This window comes from Arcicella aquatica (genome assembly GCF_034928825.1).
Lineage (GTDB): Bacteria > Bacteroidota > Bacteroidia > Cytophagales > Spirosomataceae > Arcicella > Arcicella aquatica.
The window spans coordinates 28540-43827 of the sequence record NZ_JAYFUL010000035.1 but is presented as its reverse complement, the minus strand read 5'-3'; the positions used below and the strand labels follow the sequence as shown (position 1 = coordinate 43827).

The 15288-nt window shown below is 35.6% G+C and carries 8 protein-coding genes; 7 read left to right on the top strand and 1 reads right to left on the bottom strand.

Going from position 1 to position 15288, the window contains the following annotated elements:
• Positions 1-282: 282 nt before the first annotated feature.
• Entirely contained in the window at positions 283-2730 is a 2448-nt protein-coding gene (locus VB264_RS18050) for a glutaminase family protein (protein ID WP_323251557.1), read from the bottom strand.
• Positions 2731-3007: 277 nt separating this feature from the next.
• Here VB264_RS18050 and VB264_RS18045 point away from each other — a divergent pair, with 277 nt between their 5' ends.
• The 7 genes from VB264_RS18045 (at position 3008) to VB264_RS18015 (ending at position 15280) form a co-directional block, all read left to right on the top strand.
• Entirely contained in the window at positions 3008-6073 is a 3066-nt protein-coding gene (locus tag VB264_RS18045; protein WP_323251555.1) for a ligand-binding sensor domain-containing protein, read from the top strand.
• 11 nt (positions 6074-6084) lie between these two features.
• Complete coding sequence (locus VB264_RS18040) at positions 6085-6861, top strand: response regulator (RefSeq protein ID WP_309994640.1); 777 nt, start codon at positions 6085-6087, stop codon at positions 6859-6861.
• Positions 6862-7248: 387 nt separating this feature from the next.
• Positions 7249-7881, top strand: coding sequence for an RNA polymerase sigma-70 factor (locus tag VB264_RS18035; protein ID WP_323251579.1), 633 nt, complete (start codon positions 7249-7251; stop codon positions 7879-7881).
• 181 nt (positions 7882-8062) lie between these two features.
• Positions 8063-9031 (top strand): FecR family protein, encoded by a 969-nt coding sequence (locus VB264_RS18030; RefSeq protein ID WP_323251553.1) that lies wholly within the window; start codon positions 8063-8065, stop codon positions 9029-9031.
• 234 nt (positions 9032-9265) lie between these two features.
• On the top strand, positions 9266-12640 hold the full coding sequence (locus VB264_RS18025) for a TonB-dependent receptor (RefSeq protein WP_323251551.1): 3375 nt from the start codon (positions 9266-9268) through the stop codon (positions 12638-12640).
• A 13-nt stretch (positions 12641-12653) separates the two neighbouring features.
• Positions 12654-14030, top strand: a complete 1377-nt coding sequence (locus tag VB264_RS18020; protein ID WP_323251550.1) for a RagB/SusD family nutrient uptake outer membrane protein — start codon at positions 12654-12656, stop codon at positions 14028-14030.
• A 122-nt stretch (positions 14031-14152) separates the two neighbouring features.
• The gene (locus tag VB264_RS18015; RefSeq protein WP_323251548.1) at positions 14153-15280 is read left to right on the top strand and encodes a TlpA disulfide reductase family protein; all 1128 of its coding nucleotides are present in this window, start codon (positions 14153-14155) and stop codon (positions 15278-15280) included.
• Positions 15281-15288 lie beyond the last annotated feature (8 nt).

Here is a 15288-nt window from a genome sequence, read left to right as displayed (position 1 = left end):
ACTATTTCAAGAATAGTACCATTCTGTACAATACACACAAATAATTGTATTATTTTCTAGTTTATTTTGTATCAAAAGTACTTGATTGTTTTGTAAAATCAGCACATAATCTGTTACTAGGAAAAACTATTAATAATATATATCAAAATACTATAAAAAAGATAGGGACTAATTCAGATTTGAATAGTCCCTATGCTTAGGTTAAGTATAAAATGGTTAATTGTATTTAACTACGGGTAATTTTAGCAAAAAAAAGTTGTTTATTGCTACGCTAAAATTCATTTACTTATTCTTCATTTTTTGTTCTAGCACCTTCATAAAATAGCCACCCACAACGCTTCTTGCTTGAAAGCCAAGCATTTTCCCTGTAGTGGTTTGGTGCCAGTCGCTAATAGGAACTCTAGATGATGTTTTGGTGGCATAATCAAACATTGGGTTTACCAACGCCTCAAAATCTTTGTAGTCGTTTGCCAATACGGATGTCCAGATTACCCAGTCAGACTTAGTATAAGTTGCTCTGCTATCAAGTGGCAATCCAAACTCATTTTGCTTAGTTAAATAAAACTTCACCTCGGTATCAAATACCTCTTTCGGGAAATAGTTTAAGTTTAAAACTTTATCCCAAACCAAGTTATACTTTTGGCTCCATGTCCCTTTTTTATCGAACGTTAAAGCATAGTGGTCGCCATCCTTTGCCATCTCCATCCATTTGGTTACAAAGCCTTTGGTAATCGCATCGTATTTCTCGAAAGTAGCTGTTTCACCCATCTGTTTAGCCAATTGTGGAAAGGTTTCAAGTGCTACAATCGCCTTAGCAGAAAGGTTGATATTGCGTGCTAAATGACCTGCAAAATCATCTGTACACAACTGATTAGCAGGGTCGAAACCATCTTTGGCTAGAAAGTCAGCCCAGACATTCATTGTTTTCCAATGCTTTTTGGCATAGTCTATATTCCCTTCAGCTTTACAAATAGCCCCTACCAGAATCATCATGTTGCCACATTCTTCTACAGGCATATCTTCGCCATAGGTTTGTCCGTTAGCAAGAGGATAAGTCCCTAAATCGTGAGCTGGGAAGGGTTTTGTCCATTTGCCACTTTCGCTGTAATAAAAAATTCCATTTAACATCCCTTTCAATAATTCAGGATTATAAACCAAGAAAAGTGGAGCAGAAGGATAAGTTACATCAACAGTATTGATAGATCCATTACTAAAATTCTCTTTTGATAAAAATAAAGTTTCTCCTTCAGGGCTTTTTAATAATTTATGTGCAGCAATACTCTGCCGATAGGCCAATTCACATAATTTGGCATATTTTTCTCCTCCTGCTTTCAAAACATCATTATGAATCATCTCATTAATACTTTCGCATTTTTTGATGATTGAAGTATATTCTTGTGATGCCAAGGCAAGTTGCTGTTCCATAGTTGTCTGTCCATTTGTATTCCACCAAGGACGCAGGTTTTTGCCAAAATATTGAATTGAATACAAATCGTCATAGCCTAACATAATCAGCTGTTCTTTTGCTGAACTTGCGATTTTACCCATGTCTACGATAGTATTGATTACCAGTTTTTTACCTGTCAAAATGTCCTTAGTAGCTGCTTGAAACGGATTGAGTAAAGTAGTAGTGATAGATTGTTTCACATTCGTTCCTGTGGGCGTTGCTACATACATATAGCCCCAGTCAATACGAAGGTCATCCCCTTTTTTTTCTAAAACAGGTTGTTCTATTGTCCCTGCTTTTAGAATACTCAGGTTGTTACTGTTGTATTTCTGAGCATTAATTTGTTGCGAACTTGTATTAGCTGCAATATCAGTAGAAGCGCCTAGATACAGTTTCACCAGATGTACAGCATTATCATTCGGCTTTACTTTGGCACTAATGTATGAAACTGGTCTGGCTAAAATATCTAGGTCGTTAATTAATAAAGGAGATGTGAAAGTAACCGTAAGGTCTGTTTTACCACAAGTAAATTCATAAATAGTCTGTGTGGCATTTAGTTTTACACTTTTTTGCTGAGCGATGTGCATGCTAGTATTAGCAACTGGAATATTCTTCTGAACAATACCGATGTCCAATAATGCCTCCCCTCCAGTATTTATTACATGAATTGCAAAAACGTTTTTCCCTTTCTTCAATTTACTTTTCATGTCATTCGACATAGGCAAATACAGATATTTACCTGCACAACAACCTGCATCAAAAATCAACGCTCCATTCAAATATACCTTTACGTTATCATCGTGTTGAAGTTTCAAGATGGGGTCTTTTAGGTTAAGCGTTTCTAAGGTAAATTCACGACGAACCCAAATGTCCTTACTCAACCATAAGGTTTTGGAAACCCCTTTGGTATTTCCAAAAGGTGCTAAACCATTCTTCCATTGACTATCGTCAAAATCTGGACTCATCCAATTTGCTGACGGAGTGGTTTCTGTATATTTTGTAGCATAATTTACTTCATCACCAGCAGGAAGTATTGCTTTGTAACTAATAGTTTCGTCACCTAAAAAGCGATAAGTTTGTCCATCTACATTCAACATACCGATTAGCGAATGGTCAGTGCCTGTCCAGTGTTTGGTAGGCGAAGCATTCAAATTGTCGGTGGTTGACCAAATACTAAAATACGGATCGTGTGTAATGAGAGGATAAGCTGGAGCTTTGGTAGTTTGGGCAAAAGTCAAGGCTGTTTTACAAAATACCAAGCCTAAAAGAATCAGTTTTTTCATTATGTTAAATTATTGAATATATTAGTCAGCTACCTAAACAAAGGACTTGAAGAGATGAGTACAAAATTAGACTTTCAATCTTCCATACCCAATTCAATAAGTATCATTATTTCTTCAAAATGTTTCATTTCATATTGCCTGTCTTATAATTTCTTACCTTTATATCACAAAGACAATCTTTCATTATTAGCGTCTATTTTACTATTTGAAAAAACAAAAACATATATCATTCCTTTTACGAGCCATCGCAATTTTGTCGTTTTGTTCATACCATGGTATGGCTCAATCCTATTTTTTTAGGCACTATCAGGTAGAAAATGGTCTTTCAAACAATACTGTTTATTGCACTACCCAAGACAAAAATGGCTTTCTGTGGTTTGGAACCAAAGACGGCCTAAATCGTTTTGATGGGTATCATTTTAAAATTTATAAAACCACCGAAGGGCTACATGATTTTAAACCAGACTTGATTAATTGTTTAAAAACAGATAAAAAAGGAGTGCTTTGGGTAGGTTCGACAAAGGGATTATTCTATTTTGATAATCAAAAAGAGCAATTAGTGCGTTTGTTAGATTCAGGAAAATTTAATGAAATAAATAGGTTAGAAATAGATGGGAAAAACCAGCTTTGGTTTATTGCCCAGCTAACACTCTGTAGGTATAACTTTGAAACCAAAACTACTACGGTCTTTCCTTTGCCTAAGTTTTTTCCTGCTACTTCATTGGCAATTGATGATGATGGAGAAGTATGGACTTCTACTGACAAGGGGGTAATCAAAAAATTTAATGCAAAAACGGGTGCTTTTGAAAGCTATGATGTTTTTAAGTATTCGCCTAAGGTTTCTTCACACTGGATACATAAAATGTATTTTGTGGGCAAACATACCATGTATATTGGCACAGCGAGCCAAGGATTAAAAGAATTTGATATACCAACGACCACCTACAAAGATGTATTGAGCATCAACCCCGATAAAACCAAAGTACATGTACGCGATATTCAACAATATTCTGCTCATGAATTATGGATTGCTACAGAATCGGGTATTTTTATCTTGAATACTAATAGTAAACAATTTACGAACCTTAAAAAGAAATTTCTCGACCCTTTTTCATTGTCTGATAATGCCGTTTATTCTCTTTGTAAAGATAAGGAAGGGGGTGTTTGGGTTGGCACCTACTTTGGTGGTATTAACTATTATGCCAAAGAACATTCACTGTTTCAGAAATATTTTGCTGATAATTCAAAGAAATCTATCAGTGGTAATGCCATCAGGGAGATTTGTGAAGACCGTTTGGGAAATATTTGGATTGGTACAGAAGATGTAGGACTGAGTAAGCTGAATCCTAAAACGGGAGACATTACACAGTTTATGCCTACTGGAGCAAATACAAGTATTGCCTATTCAAATATTCATGGATTATTGACAGCAGGTAATGATGTATGGATAGGCACATTCGAACATGGATTGGATATTATGGATATCCGCACAGGAAAAGTACGAAAGCATTATGATGAAGGGACAGGGAAAAATGATTTGAGGAGTAGTTTCATCGTTAGTTTTTTACAAACAAAATCTGGAGATATTTACGTAGGTAATTCTAATGCTTTGTTAAAATATAATCCTACAATTGATGGCTTTGAGGCAGTACCAGAAGCCCCCGCTAATATTTGGGTTTCTTCGTTGATAGAAGATTATAACCATACTATTTGGATGGGGACGCATGGGGGAGTATTCTATTTTAATCCTATTACCAAAGAAAAAGGATCTTTCAAACACGACCCTCATAATAAAAACAGCCTGACCAATAATGACATCAATGCTATTTACGAAGACAGCAAACATTGTATATGGTTTTCTACTGAAGGTGGCGGGCTTTGTAAACTAAGCAAGGACAGAAAAACCCTTACGAGTACTACCACTAATGATGGATTTCCTAGCAATTTTATTTACAAGGCGCTGGAAGACAATAATCATAAAATGTGGGTGACGACCTCGAAAGGATTAGTACACCTAAATCCTGACAATAAAGAGATGGTGACATATACTAAAGACAATGGTTTATTGAGTAATCAATTCAATTATAATTCGGGCTATAAAGATGCTGCAGGGAAAATGTATTTCGGAAGTGTAAAAGGAATGATAACCTTTGAGCCTGATAAAATTGTAAAAACCAACAGTACACCCCCCATTTATATTACTGATTTTCGGGTAGAAAACAAAGAACAAACCATTGATGGAGCTCATTCATTTTTGAAGAAATCTATTATTTATACCCATGAAATCACCCTGCCTTTTGACAAATCATCTTTTAATATCGACTTTGCAGCCTTGAGTTATGTCTCACCAGAAATGACAGAGTACAGCTATTTTATGCAGGGATTAGACAAAGAATGGACAGCCATTAAGCCCAATCGTAAAGTATATTTCACCAATCTTTCCCCAAGAAAATATACTTTTCATTTAAAGGCCTTTATTAATGGCAATTGGAGCAAAGAAGAAAAACTATTGATAATCAATATTTTACCACCGTGGTGGGCTACCATCTGGGCTTATCTCTTGTATGCTATACTTGTATTATCGCTGATTTATTACTTATTACGAAGCTATCTTACCATTATAGAAGATAAAAAAGCAAAAGAAATCTATGAGGCTAAAATTGATTTCTTTACCAATTTAGCCCATGAAATCAGGACGCCTCTTACTTTAATAAAAGGGCCAGTGGAAAACCTGCTTGAGCAAGTAGATGATATTCCTGATATTAAAGATGATGTAATGATGATGGACAGGAACACGAATCGCCTCATTGCACTAGTAACACAAATTCTGGATTTTAGGAAAGTAGAAACGAATAGCTTTACGGTAGATTTTGTACGAGTAAACATCACTGAAATGTTGAAAGACGCTTATTCAAATTTTGCTTTATTAACCAAAAAACGAAAGCTGGATTACACCATAGCGTATTCTCCCAATGATATTTTCGTATTGGTTGATGAAGAAGCACTGAATAAAATTCTCAGTAATCTTTTTAGCAATGCTATTAAATTTGCCCAAAAGAAGGTAGCCATTCGGTTCTTACCATTAGCTGAAAACCCAGTTTTTATTACGATTGAATTTGAAAATGACGGGTTGAGTATTCCCTTTGAGATGAAAGAAAAGATTTTTGAGCCTTTTTATCGCCTGAAAGAGTCGAAACAAGAAGGGACAGGCATTGGCTTAGCCTTGGCGAGGTCGTTGACAGAATTGCTTCATGGAGATTTATTTTTGAAAGAAACGATAGATGGCTCAATTGTATTTGTATTAAAATTACCAGTAGAAACCAACTCAACGCTTAGAAATTAATGACAAACGATATGCAACCCATCATTTTACTTGTTGATGATAATGAAGAAATTCTAGAGTTTTTAGAAAGAATGTTAAGAAATAAATATACTATTCTAAAAGCTGAAGATGGAGCCGAGGCATTGAAAATATTGGAACGAGAGGCTATTCAATTGGTCATCAGCGACGTAATGATGCCCGTGATGGATGGGTTTGAATTATGTAAAAGAATAAAGTCTAACTTTGAATTTTCACATATTCCAGTCATACTACTTACGGCAAAAAACTCAATACAAGCAAAGGTAGAAGGATTAGAATTAGGGGCAGATGCCTACATTGAAAAACCTTTTTCCAAAGAATACCTCCAAGCTCAAATGGCAAGTTTGTTGAACAATCGAAATATTATTCGTGAATACTTTGCTAATTCTCCCTTGATTCATATTAAGAGCATGGCACATTCCAAAGCGGATGAATTGTTTCTGGAAAGTCTACATGATACGATTACCAAAAACATTGAAGATACAGATTTGGATGTAGAAAAACTGGCTGAAATTATGAATATGAGCCGTATTACCCTCTACAGAAAAATTAAAGCTATCTCTGTCTTAACTCCCATCGAATTAATCAATATCACTCGCCTCAAGAAAGCAGCAGAGTTGTTAGCCCAAGGAAATCATCGCATTTTCGAAGTTTCTTACATGGTCGGCTTTAGCTCACAAAGTAACTTCGCCCGCAATTTCCAAAAGCATTTTAATATTACACCCACCGAATACATGCACTCAAAGCAGTTGGAAAAAGAGAAAAAGTAGCCTTTGATTGAACAGAAATATTTTGCTGGAAATAGAACTATATGATAATCATATAGTTTTTTTTATATTTTTTGGGGTCAATAATACTACAAAAAGGCGAATTATTTTGTTCAATCAGCCTTATTATATAATTTTGCCTATAGAATATATAGATTAATAATATAACGAAATAACATCATAAATATACGTTCTGTGCTAATTTCACTAAATTCATTGATTTTTCTGCAAAAAAATTATTAATTGGGTTGAATTTACCATTAAATCAATTATATTTTGTTTATTTCAGCTTTAAAGGCTTTAAAAACACATTTATTAGAAAAATTATAAATTCTAAATAAGTTGTTTGTAGCTTTATGATTCGTATGGTAAGCGTTATTATTTTTCGTAATTTCACAATACTCTTTTCTTTTCAAAATCTTTACCTTTAAAGAAATAAATAAAACGATATCACATACTGACCAAGAACTATACCTACTGATTCAGCAAGGAGAAACCTCTGCTTTTGATGAAATTTATGAAAGGTATTGGGCAAAACTTTATGCATTTGCCTATAATAGACTAAGGGAAAAAGAAGCGTCTGAGGAAATCATTCAAGATGTTTTTGTTTCACTTTGGTCTAATCGCCAAAACCTGCAAATTAATAGTTCACTCTCAGGCTATCTCTTCCAAGCTGTCAAGTATCAGATGCTCAATTTCATGAAATCGACTCAGGTACGCAATAATTATATTGATAGTTTTAATCATTTCAGAGATGCATTGTTCGACGATTCAACCAATGAACAAATGGCATTGAATGATTTAAAAATGATGTTGGAAAAAAGCATTACAGAACTCCCTGAAAAATGTCAGGAAGTATTCCGACTCAGTAGGACACATCATTTAAGTATTCAAGAAATCGCTCTTCAACTACACATTTCACATAAAACCGTCGAGAATCATTTAACCAAGGCTTTAAAACATTTGCGAAATTCATTGGGGGATTTTCTAGTTTTAAGCATTTTCTTCGAGCTATTTACCTAATTAAGTGCCATTTTCAGGGTCAATTTGCGCCTAATTAAAAAAAAAGAATATTTTTTTAATTTTGAGATAGGTGTATAACGCCTTTGCATTTACTTCACTATAAGAGGATACATAAAATATTATTTGGGCATTTATGAATCTTCCAAAATAATATTTTATCTACTCAAACTTTAAAACAACTATGGGAGATTCAAAGCTTATTATATTAATTGAGAAGTACCAACAGGGCGTTTGTACAGCGGCTGAAAAACGAATAGTAGAAGAATGGATGGATTCGTTGGCAACTGAACAAAATTCTTTTGAGAATATCAAAGAAGCCGAAAAGCTTGCGATAAAGCAAAGAATGTTTTCTAAAATTAAGCAAGAGATAGCGGTTTCGCCCCGAAAATCTATCCGTTTTTTTAACTTGGCCAATTATGTTAAAATAGCGGCGGTGTTGGCCATACTGATTGGATTATTTGCTTTGGGTCCAATAGGCTATGATGTGTTTGATTTAAAGAATGAAACGATAGTCGCCTCTTCAGACGGGCAAACAAAGAAACTAATGCTGTCTGATGGTAGTATTATTTGGTTGAAAGGTAAAAGTACGTTGACATATCCAGAACATTTTGACAAACAGAATCGGGAAGTCAGTTTAAATGGGGAAGCGTTGTTTGAAGTTGCCAAAGATGCTAATCATCCTTTTATTGTACATTCGGGTCAGATGGATACTCGAGTTTTGGGTACAAGTTTTAATATTAGACACATCGGTGGACATATCGAAGTAGTGGTTTTCACGGGTAAAGTAACGGTTTCGTTACCTAATACGAATAAACAAATGTTGATTCTACCACTAGAAAAAGCCATTTGTATGCCAGCTGAAAAGGAAATAAAAGCACAAGTAAACGTACAAAAAGAGGAATATTTGGCCAACACAGAATACAATATGAATTTTGAAGATGCCAAAATGAGTGATATTATTAAGAAGATTGAGGCAAAATTTGATGTAACTGTAAAGTTAACAGACAATAGTTTGCAGAATTGTTTGATTACGGCTGACTTCACAGATCAGTCTTTAGTAAAAACATTTGAAGTACTTTGCCAAACTTTAAATGGAACTTTTGAGAGAGAAAACAATACCGTATGGCTAAAAGCAGAGGGATGTAATTAGGAGATGGAGGGCTTGACTTTACGGATAATATGTTTGCAAAAAACCAAACTAAATAATCAATAAACCAAAATAATGTAATCCTTAATGACAGAAAAAAAATCTTAAAAAAAGGCAAGAGTGTTCCCAGCACTCCTGCCTTGGCTAACTCCATTTCAACACACCGTTTGGTAACGGTGATGAGAAACTATTGTCTTATTCCTCCATTTCAACAAAGAATAAAACCCAATCAAAGGTATGATAGAAAATTATCGAATCAAAGACTTAACCCTAAGAATTATGCGGTTTACAATGCATCAAGCCATCATAATTATGATTTTTACGGGAATCATCAACGCTCATGTAAATTTTGCGCAAGGTGTTCTCAATCAAGGTGTTTCTATAAAAATTGAGAACGTTTCACTCAAAAATGCTTTGTCGCGTTTAGAAAAAGAAGCTAAAGTAAAGTTTGTTTATAGCAGTAGCCAAATCAATTTAAATCAAACAGTAAGTGTCAACTCTTCAAAAGAAGCACTAGGGAATTTATTGGATGGCTTGCTTAAGCCAATGGGTATTAAATATGCGGTGAAAGACGAACATTTAATTATTTTATCCAGAATTCCAGCGACCAGCATTTCGCTTAATGCATTAAAAGTAAACAATTTACCGAATACATCTACAGAGTCAGAACAAAAGGAGGACGTTACAGGTATTGTTACCTCTGCCGAAACGGGCGAACCTTTAATAGGGGTATCTGTAACTGCCAAAGGTACACCATTCGGAACAATAACCGATGAGCATGGTAAATTCCGCATCTTGGCAAAAAAGGGATACATCCTTTTATTTACATACGTAGGTTATGAGTCATATACAGTAACTGTAGGAAATGCTACTGACTTGAAAATAAGTCTTAAGCCTTCACAAAAAGCATTAGATGAAGTAGTTGTGATAGGTTATGGTACTTCATCAAAAAGAATCAATACAGGCTCAGTAAGTTCTATTACTTCAGCCGAGATTAGCAAACAACCAGTAGCCAATGTATTAGCGGCCTTGCCTGGTCGTATTCCTGGTGCTCAGATTGCTCAGAATAATGGTCTCCCTGGAAGTGCCATACAAATTCAAATCCGTGGTCAAGGCTCTCTTTCGTCAGGGACAATCCCTTTGTATGTAATTGATGGCGTGCCTTTTACTAACTTCAATGGCGGTTCGCCTGCTACGGATAATTTGAATGCTTTCGGTACGTCGGGGGCTAACGGTGGTGTAAGCCCTTTCAGCATGATTAACCCAGCTGATATTGAACGTATTGATATTTTAAAAGATGCTGATGCTACTTCAATTTACGGTTCACGTGGTGCAAATGGCGTAGTATTGATTACCACAAAAAGAGGCAAAGCAGGTAAAACAAAATTTGATGTAAATGCCTCAACAGGTTTTAGCGAATTGAATCGCTTTATCCCGATGCTTAATCCAGAGCAATATTATAATTTAAGAACACAAGCATTCAAAAACGATGGTGTAACACCTAATACCAACAATGCCCCAGATTTATTAGTTTGGGATAAAACCAAAACGACCGACTGGCAAAAGTATTTCTTGGGTGGAACTGGTAAAATCAATGACATTCAAACAACGCTTTCGGGTGGTGATGCCAATACTCGCTTCTTGTTTAATGCAGGTTACAGAACTGAATCCACGATTTTTCCAGGAGACTTTTCAAGCAAGAGATTTACCAGTCGTTTGAATTTAGACCATAACTCAAAAAACAGAAAACTAAATGTTGCTTTTGCCGTAAGTTATTCAAAAGATAACACCAATCTACCACAAAGTGACGTAAGTATGGTATATAATTTACCTCCAAACTTGCCTTTATATGATGCAAATGGTAAACTATTTTGGTCATCAAACTTTACCAACCCCTTGTCAACTTTAGGAAGAACTTACCTATCAAACACAACCAATTTGATTGGTAATGCAAGTGTAAAATATAATGTTTTTTCAGGCTTTAATATCAAATCAAACTTTGGCTATACCATTACAGATTTAGATCAAAAAAACCTCACTCCTGCTTCGGTATTAAATCCTGCTTCAAACCCTACAAGTAACTCGGTTTTTGCAGACAACAAGGCCCAAAACTATATTATTGAACCAACAGCAGAATATACAAAGGAAATTGGTAAAGGTAAATTATTGGCAGTAGCTGGAGCAAGCTGGCAACACAATACTTCTGATGGTTATTACATCACAGGAAGCAACTATAGTAGCGAGGCTTTGTTGAATACGCTTTCGGCAGCGGGTTTGATTACAATTAATTATAATAATATTGTAGAATACAAGTACAATGCTCTTTTTGGTCGTGTAAACTACGATTGGAAAGGTAAATATTTTGCCAATGCTACTTTCCGTAGAGATGGTTCTTCTCGTTTTGGTCCGAACAATCGTTATGGAAACTTTGGAGCTTTCGGTGCTGCTTGGGTATTTAGTGAGGAAGATTTTGCTAAAAAAATACCAGTATTGAGTTTTGGTAAATTAAGAGCCAGCTATGGAACTACTGGTAACGACCAGATTTCTAACTACTTGTACTTACCGCTTTATAGTACATCAGGAACATACCTCAGCAATCCAGCAATGAACCCTGTTACTTTACCAAATGCTGATATTCAATGGGAAACTACCAAGAAGTTTGAAGTAGCCTTAGAATTGGGCTTCTTGAAAGATAAAATCCTTTTAACAGCCGACTATTATAACAATCGTTCAAGCAATCAGATTGCTTACTTACGTTTGCCAACCCAAACGGGCTATAATTCAATTTTATCAAACTTACCTGCTTTGATTGAAAACAGAGGATTGGAATTCGATATAAGCACGACGAATATTTCAACAGGCGATTGGAAATGGACTTCTACTTTTAATGTTACTTTACCGAAAAATAAATTGGTTGAATTTCCCGGTATAGAAAATACATTCTCTAGCGGGTCATACATTGTTGGGCAGCCAATCAACTTTACAAAAGTACTTCACTATTTGGGCGTTGACCCTAAAACTGGTGCAGCACAATATGAGGATATTAATAAAGATGGAGCCATCACTTTTGACGACCGATACGTTGCTAAAATCGGAACGCCTTATTATGGAGGATTGGGAAATAGTGTTTCTTACAAAAATTTTCAATTAGATTTCTTTTTCCAATTTAACCATCGTTTTGGTCAAACCAATATTCTTAATAACAGACCCGGTACTTTGAATAACCAAAATACAACGTATTTGGATGTTTGGCAAAAAGAAGGTGATATTACCAATGTTCCAGCGGCAACAGCCGTAGCAGGTTCCGCGGTTTATAATTCATATAACTTCTATAGTTCGTCGGATGCTTTCTGGGGAGATGCTTCTTATTTAAAATTGAGATCTGCAAGTATTGCTTACAATGTTCCTAAAAACATTGCAAAAGTATTGGGAATGACTAATTGCAGACTATATGTACAAGGGCAAAACCTATTTACTTGGTCTAAAAACAAATATATTTTAGATACAGAAACAACAGTTGGTGGGGGCCCTCCAGGCTTAGGGACAGGTACTATTGCACAGGTTTTGCCACCACTTAGAACTATTTTGTTTGGTATCAATTGCTCATTTTAATTAAGGAAATACTATGATAAATATCCATAAAAAAATAAAAGGAGTTTTATGGGCAACAGCCTTTACTTCTTTATCGCTTTTATCTTCGTGTGAGTCATTTGTAGAATTGGGGGCTCCACCCACTCAAGTTGTTTCTGATGATGTATTCAAAGCCGATGTTACTGCAAACAGTGCAATACTTGGTTTATACAATGGGAACATCATGGTAAATTTTATTCAAGGAGCTAGCTTTTACCCTGGTATGTCTGCTGATGATATTCAGTATAATTATACTAACAGTGCCTTTGAGGAATTTGAAAATAATGCACTGACGTCTATTAATGCTTCGGTTGAAAATACGACATGGTTTTATGGCTTTCAGCAAATAAAAAATGCTAATAATGCTATTGCTGGTTTGAACAAATCACAAACGCTGACGCCGTCGGTAAAAGAACAGTTATTGGGCGAAGCAAAATTCATCAGGGCTTTATCGTATTTTTATTTAGTTAATTTGTTTGGTGATGTGCCAATGTCTTTAACGCCAGATGCTGATTATGAGGCTAAAGCAAATTCACCAAGAACACCCGCTACAACTATCTGGGCTCAGATTATCACAGATTTAAAAGAAGCTCAAACGCATTTACCTACTACTTATGTAGGTACTTTCAAAGGCCGTGTCAACAAACATGCCGCTACTACGTTGTTGGCACGTGCTTATTTGTACAATAAAGATTGGGCAAATGCCGAAACACAGGCAAGTCAGGTAATTACAGCACAAGCCTATACCTTGCCAGCACCTGCCGATGCTTTTGTGAATACTAGTACAGAAACGATTTGGCAAATAGCCAACACCACAGGAGTATCTACTTTTGGAGCTAATTACTTGGCTGCTACAGGTGTAATTCCTAATTTTTCACTCTACGATACGCTGTATAAATCGTTTGAAGAGGTGGACTTACGAAAAATCAATTGGACAGGTGTTACCAAAATCGCCACGACCAATTACTACTTTATCAACAAGTATAAAGTAAGGACAGGTACTGGTAATGAATATAACATTGGTTTACGTTTTGCAGAATTATACCTGATTCGTTCTGAAGCACAAGCACAACAAGGGAAACTTGTGGAAGCGAAAGCAGATGCAGATATTATTCGAAAAAGAGCAGGTTTAGCAGCTTTGTCAAGTACAATTACAAAGGAGCAACTCTTGTTGGCGATTGAGAAAGAACGAAAACTAGAATTTTTTGGAGAGTGGGGACACCGCTGGTTAGATTTAAAACGGACAAATAGAGCTGATGCTGTAATTGGTGGACAAAAACCAAAGACATGGAAATCGACTGCGGTACTATATCCAATTCCTGAAAACCAGCGATTAGCGAATAAAAACCTAACTCAGAATGCGGGATACTAATGATTATTGAGTGAATTGTTATTTGGTTGATAATTAAGCACTTTCTGTGCTTAATTATCAACACTCCTCTTTTTTTACATCATAAGTTTTAACAAAACATTTCCAACAACCAACGCACGATTATGAAAAAATTATCAATAACATTGAGCTTACTGGCTCTGTCTGCTTCAAGCATAATGGCTCAAACCAAGCCTACTAAAGAAAAAGAAGCATTATACAATGTTAGTGGAAAAATTGAAGGAGTTAAAAGTGAAAAAATCTTTATCTCTACGTATAATGGCAAAGGTTTTGATATAGATTCATTGGTAAGCACTGACGGAAAATTTGCGTTCAAAGGCAAACTAAAGTATCCTGCCATTTATAGTTTATATTTAAACCCGAAGAAAGACCGCCTAAATATATTTGTACAAAGTGGTACTATTTTAGTACAAGCAACCAAAGATTCTTTGAATAAAGGAACTGTAAAAGGCTCAGCTCTACACATCGACTGGATGGTACACAGAAAACAAATGGATGGTGCTTATGCATTGATGAGCAAGGGAGATAATTTGTACAAGACTGTTCAAAAAACTAAAGATCCTGACAGTGTTGCGTTGCGAAAAACTGCTCATGACCTGTTTGTTGCTGGTGAAGCTTATGCTGATAGTATCTGTAAGCAATTCATTACTACGCATCCTAATTCTACCATTAGTCCATTTATCATCAATAGCTATTTTATGAGAGCTGGCTCTGAAGATAAAGCGAAGGAGTATTATAATCTTTTGGCTAAAAATGCAAAAGACTCTTATTATGGAATAAGTGTAAAAGAATTTTTAGATAAAGCTGCTTTAGTGGATGTTGGCAGAATGGCTCCAGCCTTTAGCATGGCAGATACTACAGGCAAAGCCTTTACGTTGGCATCTCTAAAAGGAAAGTATGTATTGGTTGATTTTTGGGCAAGCTGGTGTGCCCCATGTAGGAAAGAAAATCCAAATGTTGTAAAAGCGTATAATGAGTACCGTGATAAAAATTTTGAAATTGTAGGGGTTTCACTAGACGACAAAAAGAACAACTGGATAAAAGCCATTAATGCTGATAAATTGACATGGGTTCATGTTTCAGATTTGAAAGGCTGGCAAAACGAGGCTGCTAAAATGTATGCCGTAAGTGCCGTACCAATGAATTTCTTGTTAGACAAAAATGGTAAAATCATTGCGAAAAACCTCAGAAGTGAAGAGCTTCACAAAAAACTAGCTGAATTAATTCACTAATCTTATCA